17 protein-coding genes are annotated in these 20,602 nt (G+C 64.8%); 10 read left to right on the forward strand and 7 right to left on the reverse strand.

Annotation, left to right across the window (positions count from 1 at the left end; all coding sequences use genetic code 11):
- Positions 1–108: 108 nt before the first annotated feature.
- The 4 genes from BUA05_RS07940 to secB form a co-directional block, all read right to left on the reverse strand.
- Positions 109–789, reverse strand: a complete 681-nt coding sequence (locus BUA05_RS07940) for a DUF4136 domain-containing protein (protein WP_084662532.1) — start codon at positions 787–789, stop codon at positions 109–111.
- 134 nt (positions 790–923) lie between these two features.
- Complete coding sequence (gene trpS, locus BUA05_RS07945) at positions 924–1,943, reverse strand: tryptophan--tRNA ligase (protein ID WP_072674131.1); 1,020 nt, start codon at positions 1,941–1,943, stop codon at positions 924–926.
- 21 nt (positions 1,944–1,964) lie between these two features.
- Entirely contained in the window at positions 1,965–3,530 is a 1,566-nt protein-coding gene (gene murJ / locus BUA05_RS07950; RefSeq protein WP_072674132.1) for a murein biosynthesis integral membrane protein MurJ, read from the reverse strand.
- Between the two features lie 28 nt (positions 3,531–3,558).
- A complete protein-coding gene (gene secB / locus BUA05_RS07955) occupies positions 3,559–4,107 on the reverse strand; it encodes a protein-export chaperone SecB (RefSeq protein ID WP_072674133.1) in 549 nt (182 codons plus the stop codon).
- Positions 4,108–4,364: 257 nt separating this feature from the next.
- On the opposite strand from secB, the gene BUA05_RS07960 reads away from it, so the two are divergent.
- From BUA05_RS07960 to BUA05_RS07970, 3 genes are read left to right on the forward strand one after another with little or no spacing between them, the layout of a single operon-like run.
- Positions 4,365–5,027, forward strand: a complete 663-nt coding sequence (locus tag BUA05_RS07960) for a Tim44/TimA family putative adaptor protein (protein ID WP_281247018.1) — start codon at positions 4,365–4,367, stop codon at positions 5,025–5,027.
- A 51-nt stretch (positions 5,028–5,078) separates the two neighbouring features.
- Positions 5,079–6,290, forward strand: coding sequence for a murein transglycosylase A (mltA, locus tag BUA05_RS07965; protein ID WP_072674218.1), 1,212 nt, complete (start codon positions 5,079–5,081; stop codon positions 6,288–6,290).
- Between the two features lie 10 nt (positions 6,291–6,300).
- The gene (locus tag BUA05_RS07970; protein WP_072674219.1) at positions 6,301–6,885 is read left to right on the forward strand and encodes a Smr/MutS family protein; all 585 of its coding nucleotides are present in this window, start codon (positions 6,301–6,303) and stop codon (positions 6,883–6,885) included.
- Positions 6,886–7,124: 239 nt separating this feature from the next.
- Here the strand turns inward: BUA05_RS07970 and BUA05_RS07975 are convergent, their stop codons facing one another.
- The gene (locus BUA05_RS07975; RefSeq protein ID WP_072674135.1) at positions 7,125–9,416 is read right to left on the reverse strand and encodes a DUF305 domain-containing protein; all 2,292 of its coding nucleotides are present in this window, start codon (positions 9,414–9,416) and stop codon (positions 7,125–7,127) included.
- Between the two features lie 249 nt (positions 9,417–9,665).
- On the opposite strand from BUA05_RS07975, the gene BUA05_RS07980 reads away from it, so the two are divergent.
- The gene (locus BUA05_RS07980) at positions 9,666–10,700 is read left to right on the forward strand and encodes a serine hydrolase (protein ID WP_072674136.1); all 1,035 of its coding nucleotides are present in this window, start codon (positions 9,666–9,668) and stop codon (positions 10,698–10,700) included.
- Between the two features lie 120 nt (positions 10,701–10,820).
- On the opposite strand, the gene BUA05_RS07985 is transcribed toward BUA05_RS07980, so the two are convergent.
- Positions 10,821–11,096, reverse strand: a complete 276-nt coding sequence (locus BUA05_RS07985) for a hypothetical protein (protein WP_072674220.1) — start codon at positions 11,094–11,096, stop codon at positions 10,821–10,823.
- Between the two features lie 257 nt (positions 11,097–11,353).
- On the opposite strand from BUA05_RS07985, the gene polA reads away from it, so the two are divergent.
- Together polA and BUA05_RS07995 are read left to right on the forward strand one after the other, a co-directional pair.
- Entirely contained in the window at positions 11,354–14,233 is a 2,880-nt protein-coding gene (polA, locus tag BUA05_RS07990) for a DNA polymerase I (protein ID WP_072674137.1), read from the forward strand.
- The gene (locus BUA05_RS07995) at positions 14,230–14,463 is read left to right on the forward strand and encodes a hypothetical protein (protein WP_143150277.1); all 234 of its coding nucleotides are present in this window, start codon (positions 14,230–14,232) and stop codon (positions 14,461–14,463) included. The genes polA and BUA05_RS07995 overlap by 4 nt, the downstream gene beginning before the upstream one ends.
- A gap of 65 nt (positions 14,464–14,528) precedes the next feature.
- Here the strand turns inward: BUA05_RS07995 and BUA05_RS08000 are convergent, their stop codons facing one another.
- Positions 14,529–16,835, reverse strand: coding sequence for a CDC48 family AAA ATPase (locus BUA05_RS08000; RefSeq protein WP_072674139.1), 2,307 nt, complete (start codon positions 16,833–16,835; stop codon positions 14,529–14,531).
- Positions 16,836–17,390: 555 nt separating this feature from the next.
- Here BUA05_RS08000 and BUA05_RS08005 point away from each other — a divergent pair.
- From BUA05_RS08005 to BUA05_RS08020, 4 genes are read left to right on the forward strand one after another with little or no spacing between them, the layout of a single operon-like run.
- The gene (locus BUA05_RS08005; RefSeq protein WP_072674140.1) at positions 17,391–18,113 is read left to right on the forward strand and encodes a CoA transferase subunit A; all 723 of its coding nucleotides are present in this window, start codon (positions 17,391–17,393) and stop codon (positions 18,111–18,113) included.
- Positions 18,110–19,069: an HAD family hydrolase gene (locus BUA05_RS08010; RefSeq protein WP_143150278.1), complete on the forward strand. Its 960-nt coding sequence runs from the start codon at positions 18,110–18,112 to the stop codon at positions 19,067–19,069. The genes BUA05_RS08005 and BUA05_RS08010 overlap by 4 nt, the downstream gene beginning before the upstream one ends.
- Positions 19,066–19,716 (forward strand): 3-oxoacid CoA-transferase subunit B, encoded by a 651-nt coding sequence (locus tag BUA05_RS08015; RefSeq protein ID WP_072674142.1) that lies wholly within the window; start codon positions 19,066–19,068, stop codon positions 19,714–19,716. Before BUA05_RS08010 ends, BUA05_RS08015 begins: the two co-directional genes overlap by 4 nt.
- Complete coding sequence (locus tag BUA05_RS08020; protein ID WP_072674143.1) at positions 19,716–20,600, forward strand: alpha/beta hydrolase; 885 nt, start codon at positions 19,716–19,718, stop codon at positions 20,598–20,600. The genes BUA05_RS08015 and BUA05_RS08020 overlap by 1 nt, the downstream gene beginning before the upstream one ends.
- The last annotated feature ends 2 nt before the right edge of the window (positions 20,601–20,602 follow it).

Consider the following 20,602-nt stretch of genomic DNA (forward strand, 5'->3'; position numbering starts at 1 on the left):
CACAGCGGACTATTCCGCACCAGCGCCGCACAAACAAAAAGGCGGCACCGATCCCCTGGCGCCGCCTCTCCGTCCCGTCCAAGGGTCTGTTGCAACCTGTCTACACCATCAATCCTGCTGGCGCACGGTCTTTTCGTCATCGCGGATGGTAATCCGCAGGGTCTCACCCGAATTGCCGGGAAAATCAGTGAAGATCGCGTCCACCAGATTGGGCACAAGATTGGGCAGGCGGTTTGAACGCGACACCGCCTGGGCGCTGCCTTCGAACAGGCGCTGGCCATCGGCTGCGCGATCGATCTTCATCTCGATGCCGCTGGTGAAGATGGTGTAACTGCGCACATTGGGGCCGCCGAGCCACGGATCATTGAAGCCGAAGCCCCAGCCACCGAACCCGCCGCCCCAGCCACCGAACCCGCGACCCCACGGGCCCCACGGGCCGCCGGCGAAGCCCACACCCGGATCGGTGCGGATGCGTTCGCGTCCGTTATCAACGCGGTAATCGAAGCGCACCAGCAGATCGGCGCTTTCGGGCGACGCGGCACGGACATAGCCCAGCTGCTCCATCTCGACCGCGACCGAATTGGCATAGGTGGCAAATTCCAGCCCGCCGGCGAGCTTCGGATCTTCCGGAACCACCGCAAAGCTTTGCCCCTGCGGCGCCGGAAGCGGCACGGCAAAGCGCGAAACATCCGCCTTGAACGGCGTGGAGCAAGCCGCAAGGCTGGCCACCAGCAGAAGCGGCAAGCCGATACGGCGGAGAGATTTCTTCGACGACATCGCGGTCAACATGTCACAACCCTTATCCTGTCACCAATGCGACAATGGCAGTGGTGCTTGAGCGCGTTATGATATCTTTTCTGCATGAACCGCAATTGAATATTCATCGCAAATGCGCCTCGGCCCATCGCAGGCCGGGCAGATTCTCAGGGACGCACCAACCCCAATGCGCGGTAGGCGGCCGTCAACGTCGGTGCGCCGCGTTCGCGCGCCTTGGCAGCGCCGCGGGCGAGAATCGCATCGAGCGTCTCGCCATCTTCCTTCAGCATGACGAAACGTTCGCGAATCGGCCCCAGCGTTGCGACCAGCAATTCCGCCAGCGCGGGCTTGAAACTGCCAAAGCCCTGCCCGCCATACTGGCCCAGCACAGCCGCCGCCGATTGTCCCGACAAGGCGGCATAGATGCCGACCAGATTGCGCGCTTCGGCCCGGTCGGCCAGCCCGGCTTCCTCGCTGGGCAGGGGTTCTGGATCGGTTTTCGCCTTCTTGATCTTCTGCGCCATGGTGTCGGCATCGTCCGACAGGTTGATGCGGCTCATGTCGGAAGGATCGGATTTCGACATCTTGGCGCTGCCATCGCGCAGCGACATGATGCGTGCGGCCTGGGCCGGGATGATCGGATCGGGCAAGGTGAAGATCGGCGCGTCGTCCGAGGCGAAATCATTGTTGAACTTCTGCGCGATGTCGCGGGCCAGTTCCAGATGCTGCTTCTGGTCCTCGCCCACCGGCACGTGGGTCGCCTGATAGAGCAGCACGTCGGCGGCCTGCAGCACCGGGTAGGTGAACAGCGCCACGGATTGCCCTTCGCGGTTCTTGCCAGCCTTGTCCTTCCACTGGGTCATGCGGCCCAGCCACCCCATCCGTGCAGTGCCGCTCAGCAACCATTGCAGTTCGGGATGCTGCGGCACCTGCGCCTGATTGAACAGAATCGCCTTGTCCGGATCCAGCCCGCAGGCCACCAGCGTCGCGACCAGTTCCAGCGTCGAGGCGCGCAGATCAGCCGGATCATGCGGCATCGACAAGGCGTGCAGATCGGCGATGAAGATCAGGCATTCACCCCCGGCGGCATGGGCATCATCCTGCAACGCCACGTAATTGCGGATCGCGCCGAGATAATTGCCGAGATGAGGCTTGCCGGTGGGCTGGATGCCGGAAACGACCCGCATGATGATGAATATCCTTCGCGCTTATGTCTGGCGGCGCATTAGGCGCTGCACCGTCGCCTTGTCGAGTATCCCGAGCATCACCGCGCCTGCGCCATAGGTGGCAAGGCTGACCAGCCCGATCGCGGCGATCGCCAGCAGTTTTTCGGGCATGGTGCCATCAAGCCATGGCGCAATTGCCTGCATCAGCGCCCACAGCGCCGCACCCATCGCGGCAGCGGCAACCAGAATCCGCACCAGCCGGCCAACCACCCGCGCCGGCAGGTGGAAGAACCCGCGCCGGGCAAGGATTGTGCCGAGCAGCCCGATATTGACCCATGCGCCCGCCGCCCCCGCCAGCGCAAGACCAACCACCCCCAGCACCGGCACAAGCAGGAAATTGAGCGCAACTGTCACCACCAGGCTGGCAGCGGCGGTATAGACCGGCGTGCGGGTGTCGGCGCGGGCGAAGAAATTGGGGGTCAGCACCTTCACCAGCACATAGGCGGGCAGACCCACCACCAGCGCCGAAACCACCATGCCCGTCACCCGCGCATCTTCGGCGGTGAAGGCCTGCCCCTGCATGAACACCTTGACGAAAGCCGATCCGGAAATGAACAGCGCCACCGCGCAAGGGACTGTCAACAGCATCGCCAGCTCGATCGCATTGGCTTGCAGCCGCACCGCTTCCTCGTCGTCGGCCTTGCTGATGTAGCGCGACAATGCGGGCAGGATCGCGGTGCCCAGCGCAATCCCGATGATGCCCAGCGGCAACTGGTTCCAGCGGTCGGCCATGGCCATATAGGTAAGACTGCCGTCGGGCAGGCCGCGGATGAAGGCGAGGTCGATGAAACGGCTGATCTGGTAGACCCCTGCGCCGAACACCGCAGGCACGATCAGCGCCCCCATCTGCCTGACCCGTGCGGTGATTTTCGGACGGCCCAGCGGTATGCGGAAGCCTGCGCGCCGCATGAACCAGTACAGCCACGCCAGTTGCAGCACCCCGCTGACCGAAACGGCAATGGCCAGCCCGATGCCGGTCGCCGCGCGGGTCGCTTCGCCGGGGGCCTGCACCGCGCCCCACACCAGCGCGGTGAGCAGGCAGATATTGAGCAGGATCGGCGCAGCCGCCGCAGCAGCAAAACGCGACAGCGAATTGAGGATCGCCGCCACCAGCGTCGCCAGGCTCATGAACATCAGATAGGGGAAGGCGATCCGGCCCATCAGCACGGCCAGATCATAGGTCGCACCATCACCGCGCAGGTCGGCATTGGCAAAGGCCCACAGCACCCACGGCATCGCCAGCATCATGATCGCGCCGAACACCACAAGGATCGGCAACAGCACCGCCAGCACCTCCCCGGCAAACCGCTTCGCCTCGCTTTCGCCTTCGGTCATGTGGCGGTTGAACAGCGGCACGAAGGCGGAGGCAAAGGCACCCTCGGCGAACAGACGACGGAACAGGTTGGGCAACTGGAACGCGAGCTGCCATGCATCCGCCACCCCGCCTGCCCCCAGCACGCGGGCGAGCAGGATGTCGCGGGCAAAGCCGAATATCCGGCTGACCAGCGTCAGCGAGCCGATCGTGCCGACATTCCTGAGCAGGCTCATCGCTTGCTGCGCCCGCCGGCCTTGCGGATCAGGAGTTGCCGGTTACCGGCGCGACCGGATCGCCGCCGGCCGCTTCCTCGGCCCGGCGGGCCTGCAGGCGCTGGACGTAAAGCCCGTTGAAATCGATCGGATCCAGCATCAGCGGCGGGAACCCGGCATTGCGCACCGCATCGGCCACCACCTGGCGGGCAAACGGGAACAGCAGGCGCGGCGCTTCGGCATAGAGGAAGGCATGGGCCTGTTCCTCACCGATGTTGCGCATCCCCACCAGCCCGCAATAGGCCAGATCGACGATATAGGCCTGGCCCTGCTGCGATGACGCGGTGAGCGTGAGCTTGAGCATCACCTCGTGCACGTCATTGCCGATGCTTTCCGCGCCGATATTGAACTGCACATCGATCTGCGGCGCGTCGGTCCACTGGTAGACATCGGGCGCATTGGGGTTTTCGACCGACAGATCCTTCACATATTGCGTGATGATCCCGACCGCAGGCTGGGTGTCGGCGCCATTGGGCTTGCCTCCGCCGCCGGTGCCTGCGTTGTCGAGATTGGTGAGGACGCCATCTTCATCGGCCATGGGGTGTGTCTTTCAATCTGGGTAACAGGAATTGCGCCGGGCGCATGAAACAAGGCGCTGCGATGCGCTCCGGTGCCGCCGCGCGCGCCTAGCAGGCACAGCCGCGCCTCGCAACAGCGCCCGCAGGACAAAGATTCACCCCGCGCCGCAACCTAACGGATGTTGGCGAATTGTAATCAGTGCCTATTTAAGGCAGTGTATTGTTCCTCGGGTGTTCGCTTGGCTTCGTGTCTGGCCGATGCCCACCCGCAGATCGGATATGTCTAGTGCTTGAAATTGTTCTCCTTGCCATGGTCGCCGCCTTTCTGGGCATGCGCCTTTATTCGGTGCTCGGACGCCGGGCGGAGCAGGAGGAGGAATCGGTGCCGCAGCGCTTCGATTCGGACGACAAGCCTGCCAGCATCGCCCGTCCGGCCCAGACCACAGCCGCCGTGCCTGCCCGCCCGATCGAACTTGACGGGGTCATGCCGGCGGTCGAACGCGGCATCCGCGAGATCGCCTCGGCGGATAATCGCTTCAACCTCGGCCAGTTCCTCGAAGGCGCGCGCGGGGCCTACCAGATGGTGCTCGAAGCCTTCTGGAACGCCGACCGTGAGACCTTGCGCGAATTGTGCGATGATGATGTCTATGAAGGCTTCGTCGCCGCCATCGACGCGCGTGAGGCAGCGGGCGAAACGCTGGAAAGTTCGCTCATCCGGATCGAGGAAACCCGCATCCATTCGGCTTCGCTCGACGGACGGATGGCGCGTATTTCGGTGTTGTTCATTGCCGATATCGCGTCGGTCACCCGCGACAAGGATGGCAATGTCATCGCCGGATCGCTCGACGATGCGATCGAAAGCCGCGATGTCTGGACCTTCGCCCGCAACACCGCCGCGCGCGATCCCAACTGGCTGCTCGACGAAACCGACGAGGGTTGATTCGCCGCTGCCGGAGCGCCGCACAGGCAATCCGCTGAGAGGGAACGGATGATGCGCACGGTGCTGGTGCTGGGTCTGGTGCTGGCACTGGCCGCGTGTGGCCGGATGATCCCGCAAGGCAGTTTGTCGGCCCCCGCCGCCACAGCGCCTGTTGCTGCGCCCATCATGCCCCCCGTGGCGGCCAATGCAGTGCTAACCGGGCTGTCCGCCGGCCCCGCGCTTGCCGCGCTCGCGCTGGATGATCGCGATGCCGCGGGCGCGCTGACAAGCTTCATCGAATCCTGCCCCAAGCTGCTTGTGCGCGAGGATGCCAGCGGCCTGACCCGCGCCGACGACTGGCGCCGCCCGTGCGAAGCCGCGCGCGGCTGGCCGCAGGCGCGTGCACGCGATTTCTTCACCCGTGAATTCAGCGCGGTCCAGGTGGGGGACGGGCGCGCCTTTGCCACCGGCTATTTCGAGCCGGAGATTGCCGGAAGCCGCACCCGCCGTCCGGGCTTTGCCGTGCCGGTCTATGCCATGCCGCCCGATCTGCTGCGCGACTGGCCCGCCGACGTGCCGCTGGCCGAACGCACCGGCCGTCCGCCGCTGGGACGGTATGACGAGGCGGGCCGCTTCACGCTGTATCATGATCGCGCCGCAATCGAGGACGGGGCGCTCGACGAAAAGGCCCCGGTGATCGCCTGGGCCGCCGATCCGGTCGAATTCTTCTTCCTCCAGATTCAGGGTTCGGGCCGCCTCGTCACGCCCGAGGGCGAGGTTATCCGCATCGGCTATGCCGGGCAGAACGGGCGCGAATATGTCGGCATCGGCGGGGTGATGCGGACCCGCGGCCTGCTGGGCGAAGGGCCGGGCCAATATCCTGGATCGATGCAGGGGATCATGGCCTATATCCGCGCAAACCCGGCGCAGGGTCGCGATCTGATGCGGCTCAACAAAAGCTGGATTTTCTTTCGTGAACTCAATGGCGACGGCCCGCTGGGCGCGCTGGGCGTGCCGGTGCGGCGTGAAAGCTCGGTCGCTGCCGATCCCGCCTTCGTGCCCTTGGGCGCGCCGGTGTGGCTGGCAATGGACCGGGCAGAGGCGGGCGGATTGTGGATCGCACAGGACACCGGCGGGGCGATCAAGGGCGCCAATCGCTTCGATACCTTCTGGGGCGCGGGTGAGGACGCACGGATGATCGCCGGCGGGATGAGCACGCGCGGCCGGGCCTTGGTGCTGATCCCGCGTGAGGCCGCCGCGCGGCACGGCACGGCTGGGCGATGAGGGTGCGCCCATGAAACTCCCGCGCGGGCTGAGCGCCGGGGAACAGGCCGCCTGGGCGCATCTTGCCCGCAGCGTCACCCCGCTGCCGGGGCGCGCGTCCCCCCAACCCGATCCGAAACCCAAGGCAACCCCGCCAGCGCCGCCCAAGGCCGTGTTGGCAGCGGTGGTTGCGGCAAAGCCTGCCGCGATGCGCCAACCGCGCCGCGCGCCCCCGCCGCCACCCCCGCCCCCGCCCCCGCCGCCTGTTGCCGACGCGCTGGATTCGCATTGGGACCGGCGGATGAAAGGCGGGCGGATCGCTCCCGATCTCACGCTCGACCTGCATGGCCACACGCTCGATACCGCCTATGACCGGATCATGGCCGGGCTTGATCAGGCGCGGGCGATGAATGCGCGGGTGGTGCTGGTGATCGCCGGACGCGCCCGCCCGGTCGATCCGGCCGACCGGATGGCGCGGCGCGGGGCGATCCGCGCCAAGCTGCTCGATTGGCTTGCCGCCAGCCGCCATGCAGGCGCGATTGCCGCCGTGCGCAAGGCGCACGTCAGCCACGGGGGCGAGGGCGCGCTCTATCTCGTGCTGAAACGCCCGCGCTGAAAGGCGGCGCCGGGCAGAACCGGCGCTTTCCTACGCGCCGCCATCCTGCCAACCTGCGCCGCATGACCTGCCGAAGCTTGCCCGTTCCCTGCCATCATGTCCCTTTCCAGAAACGGGGGGCCTGTCCGGAAACGGGAAACCTGCCCGGAGACGGAAGGGTTTTCCGTCTCTGGACAGTGTCTCATGTGTCTCCAACATCAGGAAAGGAGGAGCAAAGCTGAACCGCTGAACGCCGCGCCCTAGCCGCCCTTGCGGCTCGATTCGGCGGCTTCGATCACCGCTGCATCCCACGTCACCTGGGTCTGGGTTTGCGGGTTGAAGCGCCCGTCTGCGTAAGATGCCGCCTTGGCCGCGGCGATTTCCGCTGCGGTCAGATAGTCGCTCGGTTCCAGCGCGAAGACATCGATCCCGCGGGTGATCTCGGTGCCGTAGATGTGGCCCTGATACCAGTAGGTCGACCAGTAACCGCCCAGCACCAGCTGTTCATCGTCAATCGGGCCGCGATCGAAAAAGGCAATTTCGCGCGGGTTGTCGCTGTCAGTGAAGTCCATCACGCTGAGCCCGCCCTGATACCACGCCTGCACAAACAGGTCGCGGCCCGGCACCGGAATGATCGAGCCATTATGCGCGACGCAGTTCTCCTTGTCGCTCTGCGGCCCGGGCAGCTTGTAGTGCGAACGGAACACCAGCTTGCCATCGACGATGTCATAGATCGCGTTGGCGCCCCAGGTCTTGGGGTCGGAAGCCCGGCAGCGCGGCCGCCCGCCGCCGCCCCATTCGTCGGTGAAGATCACCTTGGTGCCATCATTGTTGAAGGTTGCCGAATGCCAGTAGGCAAAGCCCTTGTCGGTCACCGCATCGATCCGCTGGGGGTTGAGCGGGTCGGAGATGTCGAACAGGATGCCGTTGCCCGAACAGGCCCCGGCCGCGATCTTCATCGCCGGGAACACGGTGATGTCGTGGCAGTGATTGGTTTGCGAGGTGCGCTGGGTGCCATCGCCATGGTCACCACCGCGCCACAGGCCTGCGATTTCCCCGGTTTCGGCATCGGCAAAGACTCGCGGACTGCTGACAATCCGCGCCTTGGCCGGATCGGCCACCGGGATCTCGATTACATCGACCGAGAACAGCGCGGTGCGGGTGTCGCCCGGGATATTGCCGATGCAGCCGGCCAGTTCCTCTTCCTCGCGGATGCCGGACGTGCCCGAATTGTAGACGATGATACGGGTATCGTCGGCGCTGACGATCGAATGCGTGTGGCTGCCGCGGCAGGTCTGCACCTGCCCGACCTGACGCACGGCGGCGAGATCGGAGATGTCGAAGATGCGCAGGCCCCGGAACCGGTCTGCGCTGACCTTGCCATCCACGCCCTGCAACCCGCAATCGACACGCCCGCGGGTCTGTTCGACACTCATCACGAGGAGATTGTCGACCACCGAGACATCGCCCTGCCCGCCCGGACACACCACCGAGCTCATCAGGCCCGGCACCCCGTCGGCGCCGAGCTTGTAGATGTTGAAGCCATGGTAACTGCCTGCAACCATGATATCGTCGAAGAACGCCATGTCGGTATTGGCGAAGTCGAGCAGCGGCGAACGTTCGGCAAACTGGGTGAGGCTTTCCTCCTCGCCGCGTTCGGGCGTCGCTTCGCCTGCTGCCTCGGCAACCCCGGTTCCGGCTTCAGCGGCATCGGCAGCGTCAGCAGTTTCGGCTTCGTCCTTGTCCGCATCCTTCTCGGGCGCGACCGGCAGGCGCAGATCGGCCGGGTTATCGGGGTTGAAGAACCCGGCGGGCTTCCTGAAGCTGGCGACCTTGGTGAGGTTCATGATCGCCTCGCCCGCATTGTCGAACCCGGCGGCAAGCCCGGCACGCGGATCTTCGGAAAGACCCGCGAGCAGCACGTCCATCCGCTCGATCTCGCCGGTCTGTTCGTTCTCGATATCGCCGGTAAAACGATACAGCACCGGGTCGGCGGCGGTGCCGGGCTGGCCGAGCAGATCCTCGACCATGTCGACCGCGCCTTCATGATGGGCGATCATCAGGGTCAGAAACTGGCGGTCGAAATCGACACCCTTGGCCGCGGCGAGCGCCTTCATGTCATCGGGCGAAGCCATGCCCGCCATCATGTGATGCATATGCGCGGCATGCCCCTTCATCTTCGGGTCTTCGGCCAGCTCGCCGCGCTCGGCCAGCCAGGTCTTCATGAAGGCGATCTCGTCGGCCTGGCTCGATTCGATCCGTCCCGCGATGGCCACGATCTCTTCGGTATTGGTGCGATCCTTGACCAGCACGGCCATCTCCACCGCCTGCTGGTGATGGACAATCATGTGCTGCATGAAGGTGACATCGGCCGGCGCATAGCTGGCCGCGGCAAGCTTGGTCGCTTCATCGGCGGTCAGCAAGCGGCTGTCCTGCCCTGGTGCGCCGGGCTGGACGATCGGCGCGCTCTGAGCGAAGGCAAAGCCCGAAGTGCCAAGCAGCAATGCGGAAAGAACTGCGCCCGATGCGCGCAGGCGGTTTACGTTGGTCATGATGTCCCCTTGGGCCCGATGGTTGACGTGCAGACTGGCGTTATCCGCTGGGCAGTCAAGTGGCGGAATGACACTGCAACTCCCCTTTCGACGAATTGGCGATGCGAATCGAGCAGAGGCTTTGGCTGTCCGGTCGTGTCATGCGCACCTTTCGTCGCACAGGACGAAATGAACCCTTGCCGAGGCGAATCGCCCGTGCCTAGGATGATCATTAAGCCTGTCGAAACCGCAAGAAAGTAGCTTCAGACCATGGCACGCGCCCGTTTTTCGATTTTCGCCGCCGGCCTTGCCGCCGCTGCCGCAATGTTCGCGATGCCTGCGGCCGCGCAGGCTGACGAGCTGCAATCCAGCTTTGACCGTGCCCTCGGCACCGAGCTGCGCCAGCCGCAAACCTTCGAAGCGATCTATGCCGGCAGCTTCCAGCAGCGCATCGCCGAGCTGGCGGAGCCTTCGCGCGGGCGGATCGGAGTGGCTGCGGTCGATCTTGCCACGGGCGAGGAAATCATGGTGCTGGGCGACCAGCTGTTCCCGATGGCATCGACCAGCAAAATCGCGGTGGCTGCGGCCTATCTCGAGATGGTCGAGAAAGAACGCTTTTCGCTGACTTCGGAATTCCCGCTGCTGTTGCCGATCCGCTCGGCCAAATTCTCCTCGGCCCGCGCGCCGGTGCGCAAAGGGCAGTACATGCCCGCAATCGACCTGATCGAGATCATGATCACCCGCTCCAGCAATCCGGCAACCGATGCCTTGCTGGCCGCAGTGGGCGGGCCGGACATTGTCAATGAATGGGTGCGGCGGCAGGGCATCGCCGATTTCAGCATTAACCGCGATATCGCGACTCTGGTGCGCGATGACGGCGAATATAATCCGGCAACCCATATCGATTCGCGCGATGCAGCCACGCCGCGCGCGATGGCGCGACTGCTCGCCGGACTTTATCGCGGCGACTTCCTGTCGGACGAAAGCCGCCGGGTGCTGCTCGGCGCGATGAGCCGGACTGTGACCGGCAAGCGCCGCATCGTCGCCCACATCCCGGCCGAAGCGCGGGTCAGCCACAAGACCGGCTCGCTCAACAACACGTCAAGCGATATCGGTCTGATCGAATGCCCGGATGGCAGGACCATCGCCGTGGCAATCTATGTCACAGGGCAAGGCACACGGCTTGCGCGGGAAGAACGAATCGCGGCCATTGCCCGTGCGCTTTATGATGGCTTTGCCGTTCGCGCCCAGCAGCAGGACCCGATGCGCAACTGGGCCAGCGCGCCCTATAGCAACGGCGGCTGAAGCGGGCGCGCACGCATAGTGGACGGCAAGAGGAACCGGCGCAAAAGGAAAGGGCGGCGCCTTGTGGCACCGCCCCTCCTGTTTGACCATCGCTGACGAAGCAGCGCGATCAGATCCGAATTATTCGGCAGCAGCTTCAGCTTCGGCAGCCACTTCAGCAGCGGCGTCAGCAGCAGCTTCAGCGCCTTCAGCGGCAGCAGCAGCGGCGTCTTCGGCGCCTTCGGCGGCGGCGTCGGCAACAGCTTCGGCGCCTTCGGCAGCGGCGTCGGCATTGGCTTCAGCGTCGGCAGCCATGGCGTCGACAGCCTCTTCGGTTTCGGTGGTGGCGGTTTCACCGCAAGCAGCGAGGCCCAGAGCCGAGGTGGCGATGGCGGCGGCGAGAACGATCTTGCGCATAGTCTTGAAATCCTTGTTCAGCGTTTGTCCCATGTCCCTTGGCGGAGCATGTCGAAACCGGTATCTGACCCCCGGCTCGTTGCTGCGAATAGTGGCAGGATTGGGGCAATGCAAGCCAATTGCGGCAGCCCCGCCCAAATTCAGCCATCTTTTCGCCACAATTCGACGCGCGCGGAACCGCTCCATCCCGCTGCTGGGCAGGGGAATGCCCCGCAAAACCGGCTACCCCGGCTCGCTGCCGGGTGCTAGCAGGCGGCATGGCCGACACCCCCGAACCCACCAAGCAGCACCTCTATCTCGTCGATGGATCGTCCTACATCTTCCGCGCCTACCACCGGCTGCCGCCGCTGACCGACCCGGAAGGCACGCCTGTCGGTGCGGTCTATGGTTACACCACGATGCTGTGGAAGCTCGCCGCCGACCTCGACGAGGCTGACGGGCCGACCCATCTGGCTGTGATCCTCGATGCAGGATCGATCAGCTTTCGCAACGACATCTACGAGCATTACAAGGCCAACCGGCCCGATCCGCCCGAGGATCTGGTGCCGCAATTCCCGTTGATCCGCGATGCCACCCGCGCCTTCAGCCTGCCCTGTATCGAAGAAGCGGGGCTGGAGGCCGATGACCTGATCGCCTCCTACGCGCGCGAAGCACAGCGGATGGGCTGGAACGTCACGATCGTCTCGTCCGACAAGGATCTGATGCAACTGGTGGGCGAGGCCGATGGCCCTGACGGCCCGGCCCGGATCGACATGCTCGACACGATGAAGAACCAGCGCATCTATCTTCCCGAAGTCGCGGAGAAGTTCGGCGTCACCCCCGATCTGGTCGGCGACGTGCTGGCGCTGATGGGCGATTCGGTGGACAATGTGCCGGGCATTTTCGGCATTGGCCCCAAGACAGCGAGCAAGCTGATCGCGGAATACGGCTCGCTTACCGCGGCGCTGGATTCTGCGCCCGCAATGAAACCCTCCAAATTGAAGGAGCGCCTGATCGAAGGCCGCGCGGATGCCGAACTGAGCAAGGTGCTGGTGACGCTCAAGGAAGATTGCGACCTGCCGCAACCGATCGCCGAGATGAAGCTCGGCCCGGTGCCGCCCGAACCGCTCGCCGCGTTTCTGGAAAAGCACGGCTTCACTTCGCTGCTGAAGCGGCTCGGCGCAGGCAATGGCAGCCCTGCACGCAAGACTGATCTCAACCCGCCCAAGGCCGACAAGGCGGGCGATAATGGCACGGGCGACGGCAGCGCCAATCGCCAGCCGCCGCCTGAAATGCCGCATGTCGATCACACCGCTTACGAGACAGTGCAGACCATCGAACGGCTCGAACACTGGATCGCCCGCGCCCGCGCCGCGCGGCTTGTGGCCGTGGATACCGAGACCACCTCGCTCGACGCGATGCGCGCCGATCTGGTCGGGGTGAGCCTCGCGCTTGGCCCGAATGATGCCTGCTACATCCCGCTGGCGCATGGCGGGGACGACATGTTCGCGCAAAAGCCGGAGCAGGTCGACAAGGCCGCGGCGCTCGCCGCGCTCAAACCGTTGCTGGAGGACGATAGCGTCCTCAAGGTGTTCCAGAACGGCAAGTATGATTGCAACGTCCTTGCCCGCGAAGGCATGGCGGTGGCGCCCATTGACGATACGATGGTGATCAGCTTCGCGCTGGATGCCGGACGCGGCGAGGAAGGCATGGGCGGCAGCGGGATTGGGGGCCACGGGATGGATGAACTCAGCCAGCGCCACCTTGGCCACACGCCGATTGCGTTCAAGGACGTGTGCGGCACCGGCAAGAAGGCGATTTCCTTTGGTGAAGTCCCGCTGGACCGCGCGACCCGATATGCTGCCGAGGATGCCGACATCACCTTGCGGCTTTACCAGACCCTGAAACCGCGGCTGGCCGAAGAAGGCGGCACACGCATCTATGAACGGGTCGACCGCCCGCTGATCCCGGTGGTGGCGACGATGGAACGCGAGGGCATCCGGGTCAACCGCGCGCGGCTCGCCAGGCTGTCAGAGGAGTTCGCGGTCGAGATCAGGCGGCTGGAGGGCCAGATTCACGAACTGGCCGGGCAGGAATTCACCGTCGGCAGCCCAAAGCAGCTGGGAGAGATCCTGTTCGACAAGCTCGGCTACAAGGGCGGGAAGAAGGGCAAGAGCGGACAATATTCGACCGATGTCTCGGTGCTGGAACGGCTCGCGACGGAAGGGGCGCCAATGGCGCGCAAGGTGCTGGAATGGCGCCAGCTGGCCAAGCTCAAATCGACCTATACCGATGCCTTGCAGGCCGCGATCAATCCGGCGACGGGCCGGGTCCACACCAGCTACAGTCTGGTCGGCGCGCAGACCGGGCGATTGAGTTCGACCGATCCCAACCTCCAGAACATCCCGGTGCGCACCCCCATCGGCCGCCAGATCCGTGAAGCCTTTGTGCCCGAAGATGGCAATGTCCTGCTGGCCGCGGACTATTCGCAGATCGAACTGCGGCTGGCCGCGCACATGGCGAATGTGGACACCCTGAAACAGGCCTTTGCCAATGGCGAGGACATCCACGCCCGCACAGCGCGCGAAATGTTCGGCGAAGTCACCCGCGACACCCGCGCGCGGGCCAAGACGATCAATTTCGCGATCCTTTACGGCATTTCGCGCTGGGGCCTTGCCGGCCGTCTGGAGGTCACGTCGGACGAGGCGCAGGACATGATCGACACCTATTTCCAGCGCTTCCCCGGCATCCAGCGCTATATTCACGAAACGCTCGAGACGGTGCGGGCCAAGGGCTATTCGGAGACGCTGTTCGGGCGCAAGACGTGGTTCCCGCGGATCAATTCGAAGAATCAGGCCGAACGGCAGGGGTCAGAGCGCGCGGCGATCAATGCGCCGATCCAGGGCACCAGCGCCGACATCATCAAGCGCGCCATGGCCCGGATGCTGCCGGCTTTGGCGGAGGCGGGCCTCGATGATGTGCGGATGCTGCTGCAGGTGCATGACGAACTGGTGTTCGAACTGCCCGAGGCCCGGGTCGAGGCGGCCACGCCGATCATCCGCCGGGTGATGGCCGAGGCGGCGCTGCCTGCGGTGGAACTGACCGTGCCGCTCGGCGTCGATATCGGCACTGGCGCAAGCTGGGACGCGGCGCATTGATGCAGCGCGGCGTGCTTTGTCTGGGGGCGTTCATCGCCCTGGCCTTGGCCGCCGGCAGCGCGCTGATCTGGCAAGGGCGCGGTGGGCTGCGCTTCAGCGATGAAGGTCGCCATTTTGACCAAGCCACCGGCATTGTGGTGCATCAGCATTCGGTCGAAGTTTACGCGATCCTGACGATGGCCTTCAGCGTGATCAGCGTGGCCTTGGCGGTCCTGGCACGCAGGCGCTAAGGCGGCCCTCACGGCGATGTTTCACGTGAAACATTTGCAGAACATCGGGGTTATTACGCCCGTCGCTAATCGTGCTTCTTTTCGCGTGTCGGGGTCAGCATGTCGGGCGCAATGAAGCCGATCGGCTGCACCTCGGCGGCGCGCTTTTTCAACTCGCCGCGCATTTTCTTGTATTCGGCCTCCATCGCCTCGGTGACAGTGGCGCGCGAATCCTTGAGCGCTTCGTCGAAATCCTGCGCCGACACCTCGTCCACATCACCGCCCACGCGGCGCAGCGCGCTGAGGCCGGCGCGGCGCACCAGATCTTCCAGATCAGCCCCCGTGAACCGTTCGGTCCGGGCCGCCATCGCGGCAAGATCGACGCCCGGCGCCAAGGGCATCTTGGCGGTGTGAATGCCCAGAATATGCTCGCGACCCGGCTTGTCCGGCGTGCCAACGTACACCAGTTCATCAAACCGGCCCGGGCGCAGCAAGGCCGGATCGACCAGCGCCGGGCGGTTGGTCGCACCGATCACCACCACCGATTGCAGTTCCTCCAGCCCGTCCATTTCGGCAAGGATGGTGTTGACCACCCGGCCGGTGACCTGCGGTTCGCCCTGCCCTGACCCACGCGCCGGAACGAGGCTGTCGATCTCGTCGATAAACACCACGCAGGGCGCGACCGCACGCGCGCGGGCAAAAAGTTTTGCGATCTGCTGTTCGCTTTCGCCGTACCATTTCGACAGGAGATCGGAACTTTTCATCGAGATGAAGTTCGCCTCGGCCTCCTTGGCCACGGCCTTGGCCAGCAGGGTCTTGCCGGTGCCGGGCGGGCCATAGAGCAGAAAGCCTTTGGCGGGCCGGATGCCCAGCCGCCGGAAGGCGTCGGGGTTCTTCAGCGGGAGCTCGATCCCTTCCTTGAGCTTGTCGATGGCATCACCCGCGCCGCCGATATCGTCCCAGGCGACATTGGGCATCTGCACCATTACCTCGCGCATGGCGGACGGCTGGATGCGCTTCAATGCGGCGAGGAAATCTTCGCGGGTGACGCGCAGATCCTCCAGCACGTCTTGCGGAATGGTGCGTTCATCAAGATCGAGCCGGGGCATGATCCGGCGCACCGCCTCGATCGCCGCCTCGCGGGTGAGCGCGGCGATGTCCGCGCCGACAAAACCGTGGGTGACCCGCGCCAGTTCCTTGAGGTCAACCGCCTCTTCCATCGGCATCCCGCGGGTGTGGATCGCAAGGATTTCGCGCCGCCCGCGTTCATCCGGCACGCCGATCACTATTTCGCGATCGAACCGGCCCGGTCGGCGCAGCGCCTCGTCGATCGCGTCGGGCCGGTTGGTTGCGGCGATGACGACCAGATTGGCGCGCTGTTCCAGCCCGTCCATCAGCGTCAGCAATTGCGCAACCAACCGCTTTTCCGCCTCGCCAGTGACCTGCGTGCGTTTCGGCGCGATTGAATCGATTTCGTCGATGAAGACAATCGCAGGCGCGGCGCGGCCGGCTTCCTCAAACACTTCGCGCAGGCGTTTTTCGCTCTCGCCGTAACCCGAACCCATGATTTCCGGGCCATTGATAGTGAAGAATTCGGCATCGCTTTCGTTCGCCACGGCCTGCGCCAACCGGGTCTTGCCGGTGCCGGGCGGGCCGTGCAGCAATACCCCCTTGGGCGGTTCCACCCCGAGCCGGATGAACAGTTCGGGGTAACGCAGCGGCAGTTCAACCATTTCGCGAAGGGCGCGGATGGTTTCTTCCATCCCGCCGACATCGTCGTAATTGACGACAGCGCGGCCATCGCGCGGTTCCTCGAATTCGGCGCGCAGTTCGACCTCGGTGTTCTCGTCGATATGGACGATACCCTTGGGGCTGGTCGAATGCACCGACAGGCGGATCTGGGTCAGCGCATAGGCAGGCGCGCGCAGCAACTGGCGCACATCGGACGGCATGTTCTGCACTGGCTGCTGCCCGGTGGTGGCCACCAGATCGCCCGCCATCAAGGGCTTGCGGAAAAAGTTGCGCTTCAAGGCCTGGGTCGGCCCCTGCAGGCGCATTTCGCGCTGGGCAGGGGCAAAGACGACGCGGGTGGCGGGACGCGATTCGGCGCTGGCAATTTCGACATGCTCGCCCGATCCGGCCTCGGCATTGCCGCGCTGGAGTCCGTCGAGACGCACGACATCCAGCGCATCATCTTCGGGGTAGGCCGCCATGGCGATGGCAGCGGTGGTGCGCTTGCCGGTGATCTCCACCACATCGCCCTCGGTAATGCCGAGCTTCTGGAACGCGGTCCGCGGCATGCGGGCGATGCCCTGACCCGATTCTTCCTGCCTTGCGGGCGCGACCTGCAACCGGACAGTCCGGGTGGGCGCGGCGGTTTCTGCTTCGGCCATGGGGAATTCCTGCGCTTGCGTGGTTTTGTGTGGGCTTGCACGATTAGCTAGGCACGCCTCCGGGCGATTGCAATCGAGCAAGCCCCGAGGGCGCAGCGCAGGCCCATGGGCAAACATCCGGCGGCCAGCGCGCTACGCCGGGCGATTCGGGCCGGGCGATTTTGGCCGGGCAGAAAAAAGCCCGGCACAAACCTTGCGGTGCGCCGGGCTGAAAAGTTTGGGAGAGGATGCCTGAAAGGCACCTTCGCAACTGCAGCAGAATCTCTCGTTGTGCAAGTGCGAAAGGTGCATAGTTTGATGCAAAGAATGCAATTATGGGCAATTTTCACATTGTGGCCGGTCAGAACTTGCAAAACCTCTGCCTGAGAAATCGGCATTCGCCCAAAATTTGGGCAGATTTCGCAGGGTTTGGATTTTGCGTTGCAACATGAACGATGGTTCAGTTTTTTGCCCGTGGCCGGGCGTGACAGCGCGGCCCGAAGGCACTAATCATCCACGGCAAATCCCGCTGGGGTGCAGGCCCTGCAGAACCACAAAGCGAGGCAGACAGGCCCGATGACCAAGCTCTATCCCGACGCAGCCAGCGCGCTGGCAGGCATCCTTACCAACGACATGCTGATCGCCGCCGGGGGCTTCGGCCTGTGCGGAATTCCCGAGCGACTGCTGGACGCGATTCGTGACAGCGGCGTGACGGGGCTCACCTTTGCCAGCAACAATGCCGGGATCGACAACGAGGGCATCGGCAAGCTGCTGCGCACCCGGCAGGTGAAGAAGATGATCAGCTCCTATGTCGGCGAAAATAAGGAGTTCGAACGGCAATATCTGGCGGGCGAACTCGAAGTCGAATTCTGCCCGCAGGGCACGCTGGCTGAACGCATGCGTGCAGGCGGGGCAGGCATCCCCGGCTTCTACACCCGCACCGGGGTCGGCACCGAGGTGGCCAAGGGCAAGGATCACAAGGACTTTCCCGACCGCGACGGGGTGATGCAGACCTACATCCTCGAACGCGGCATCTTTGCCGACCTGTCGATCATCAAGGCATGGAAGGCCGACGCCACCGGCAACCTGATCTTCCGCAAGACTGCGCGCAACTTCAATCTGCCCGCGGCAACCTGCGGCAGGATCTGCGTCGCCGAGGTCGAGGAAGTGGTGCCCGCAGGCGCGCTTGATCCTGACGCTGTTCACCTTGCCGGCGTGTTCGTGAACCGGATCGTGTGCGGCGCGCCCTATGACAAGAAAATCGAATTCCGCACTGTTCGGGAGAGGGAGAACGCATGATGGATCGCAGGATTGCCTTGCTCCCGGTGCTGGCACTGGCGGGGACGTCGCTTTCGGGCTGTGTGGCTGTGGCGATCCCGGCGCTGGCAGGCAGCGCGCTCGTCGGCAGCCGCATCGACGCCGAACGCCCGGACAATGCCGCGCCTGCCGCTGCGCCCGCACGTGTCGTAGCTCTTGTCCCACCGGTCAGGACGCCTGCCGCATCATCAGCGCCGCCGGTTACGGTTGCTGCTGCCCCGGCGGCGGAATCCGCTGCGATGGCGGTTGCCAGCGCCCCGGCTGCGGTTCCGCCAACCCCGCTGATCGAACCCGCGCTGCCAATGATCGCGCCTGCAAGCCCGCGCCGCCAGTTCGGCTTTGCACAATTCGTGCGTTATGGCCGCGGGGTCGCAGCGGTCAGCGCGCAGGCCAACGGGCCGCTTTCCGCCATGCTTGCAGACCCGATCGCGCTCGACGGGCAGCGGCGGCGGTGCGCTGGGGACGATCAGCCGGTCGCGGTAATCGATCTCGACCCGCAAGGCGGTGTCTTCATCCCGCCTGCCAAGGTGGTGAAGAATGACGGGCAGGCGCTCGGGCTGGCGGTGTTGCGCGAAGCCGGGGTGCAGATCGCCTGGGTCTCCGATGCGCCCGTCAGCCAGATCGGGGGCGTGCGCACCGCGCTTGAGCAATCCGGCCTTGATCCGCGCGGCGAAGATATCGTCTCGCTCCGGCGCGACCCCGAAGACCGCAAGCAGGCGCGCAAGGAAACGCTCGCCGCGACCGCGTGCATTGTCGCAATTGCCGGCGACGAGAAGTCTGATTTCGATGAGCGTTTCCAGTATCTCAGGAACCCCGAGGCCGGCGCGGCGCTGGAAACGGCAATCGGCGATGGCTGGTTTCTGATCGAACCGGTTTTCTCCGTCACATCGCCAGTGGATGCCGACGGCGCGCGGCAAAAAGGACAATTCGACCAATGAGCACGCTTCCCACCGGGTGGAACCGCGACCAGATGGCCGCCCGCGCCGCGCGCGAGCTGAAGGATGGCTATTACGTCAACCTCGGCATCGGCATCCCCACGCTGGTCGCCAACCACATCCCCGAAGGCATGATGGTGACCTTGCAGAGCGAGAACGGCATGCTCGGCATAGGCCCGTTTCCCTTTGACGATGAAGTCGATCCCGATCTGATCAATGCTGGCAAGCAGACCATCAGCGAACTGCCGCACTCTGCCTATTTCGACAGCGCCACCAGCTTTGCGATGATCCGCGGCGGGCATATCGACCTCACCGTGCTGGGCGCGATGGAGGTCGCCGAAAATGGCGACATCGCCAACTGGATGATCCCCGGCAAGATGATCAAGGGCATGGGCGGGGCGATGGATCTGGTCGCGGGTGTAAAGAAGATCATCGTGGTGATGGACCACACCGCCAAGGACGGATCGCCCAAGTTTATCCCCGGATGCACCCTGCCGCTGACCGGCGCAGGCGTGGTGGACATGATCATCACCAACCTCGGCGTGTTCCAGCGGCCCGATCACGCCTCGCCGTTCCGCCTGATCGAGATGGCGCCGGGGGTGAGCGAGGCCGATATCGCGGCAAGCACCACCGCGCATTACACGGTGTGATGCGGCGCGGTGTTGGAATCGCTGCCCTTGCGCTTGTTCTCGTGATCGGCGGCATTCTCGCCTTCACCTCGCCGCCGCGGCTGCTTTCGTTCTATGACCAGGCGGCAGGCGGCGGCGCGGGCGCGCGTCAGACAGCCGAAGGCGTCGCTTTCGGCACCCACGGGCAGACGCTCGATATCTGGGCGCCGGAGAAGCCGCCAGCGGGCAAGCTCCCCGTGGTCATCTTCTGGTATGGCGGCGGCTGGGCCAAGGGTGACCGCGCCGCCTATGCCTTTGCCGGACGCGCGCTGGCCAATCAGGGCTTTCTTGTGGTGATCCCCGATTACCGCAAGGTGCCGGACGTGCTGTTTCCCGCCTTCCTCGGCGACGGGGCCGAGGCGATCGCGTGGGTCGAGGACAATATCGGCCGGCACGGCGGCGATCCGGCGCGGCTCGCCTTCATGGGCCATTCGGCGGGGGCCTATCAGGCCGTGATGCTGGCGCTCGACAGCCAGCGGCTGGTGGCGGCAGGGGCCGATCCGTCAAACATCAAGGCGGCGGTCGGCCTGTCCGGTCCTTATGATTTCTACCCTTTCGACAGCCCGCGCTCGATCGCGGCGTTCAGCGAATGGCCACGGCCGGAGGAAACCCAGCCGATTACCTATGCCCGCGCCGACGCGCCGCCGCTGTTGCTGGTGACATCCGAAGGCGACACCACGGTGCGACCGCGCAACGCCAATAATCTTGCCGCGAAACTGCGCGAGTTGGGCGCGGCAGTGGAGGTGAAAAACTACGGCCCGCTCGATCACGAAGAGGTGGTGATGGCGCTGTCCGTGCCGTTCCGCAGCAAGGGCCCGGTGCTGGCTGACAGCGTCGCCTTTCTGAAAGCGCGGCTGGGGGAATGACA

This window comes from Erythrobacter sanguineus (assembly GCF_900143235.1).
Taxonomy (GTDB): domain Bacteria; phylum Pseudomonadota; class Alphaproteobacteria; order Sphingomonadales; family Sphingomonadaceae; genus Erythrobacter; species Erythrobacter sanguineus.

Excerpts from the sequence above, each read along its gene's own strand:
- BUA05_RS07940 (WP_084662532.1), bottom strand. The coding sequence starts at position 789 with ATGTTGACCGCGATGTCGTCGAAGAAATCTCTCCGCCGTATCGGCTTG.
- trpS (WP_072674131.1), bottom strand. The coding sequence starts at position 1,943 with ATGCGGGTCGTTTCCGGCATCCAGCCCACCGGCAAGCCTCATCTCGGC.
- murJ (WP_072674132.1), bottom strand. The coding sequence starts at position 3,530 with ATGAGCCTGCTCAGGAATGTCGGCACGATCGGCTCGCTGACGCTGGTC.
- secB (WP_072674133.1), bottom strand. The coding sequence starts at position 4,107 with ATGGCCGATGAAGATGGCGTCCTCACCAATCTCGACAACGCAGGCACC.
- mltA (WP_072674218.1), top strand. The coding sequence starts at position 5,079 with ATGCGCACGGTGCTGGTGCTGGGTCTGGTGCTGGCACTGGCCGCGTGT.
- BUA05_RS07970 (WP_072674219.1), top strand. The coding sequence starts at position 6,301 with ATGAAACTCCCGCGCGGGCTGAGCGCCGGGGAACAGGCCGCCTGGGCG.
- BUA05_RS07975 (WP_072674135.1), bottom strand. The coding sequence starts at position 9,416 with ATGACCAACGTAAACCGCCTGCGCGCATCGGGCGCAGTTCTTTCCGCA.
- BUA05_RS07980 (WP_072674136.1), top strand. The coding sequence starts at position 9,666 with ATGGCACGCGCCCGTTTTTCGATTTTCGCCGCCGGCCTTGCCGCCGCT.
- BUA05_RS07985 (WP_072674220.1), bottom strand. The coding sequence starts at position 11,096 with ATGCGCAAGATCGTTCTCGCCGCCGCCATCGCCACCTCGGCTCTGGGC.
- polA (WP_072674137.1), top strand. The coding sequence starts at position 11,354 with ATGGCCGACACCCCCGAACCCACCAAGCAGCACCTCTATCTCGTCGAT.
- BUA05_RS08000 (WP_072674139.1), bottom strand. The coding sequence starts at position 16,835 with ATGGCCGAAGCAGAAACCGCCGCGCCCACCCGGACTGTCCGGTTGCAG.
- BUA05_RS08005 (WP_072674140.1), top strand. The coding sequence starts at position 17,391 with ATGACCAAGCTCTATCCCGACGCAGCCAGCGCGCTGGCAGGCATCCTT.
- BUA05_RS08010 (WP_143150278.1), top strand. The coding sequence starts at position 18,110 with ATGATGGATCGCAGGATTGCCTTGCTCCCGGTGCTGGCACTGGCGGGG.
- BUA05_RS08015 (WP_072674142.1), top strand. The coding sequence starts at position 19,066 with ATGAGCACGCTTCCCACCGGGTGGAACCGCGACCAGATGGCCGCCCGC.
- BUA05_RS08020 (WP_072674143.1), top strand. The coding sequence starts at position 19,716 with ATGCGGCGCGGTGTTGGAATCGCTGCCCTTGCGCTTGTTCTCGTGATC.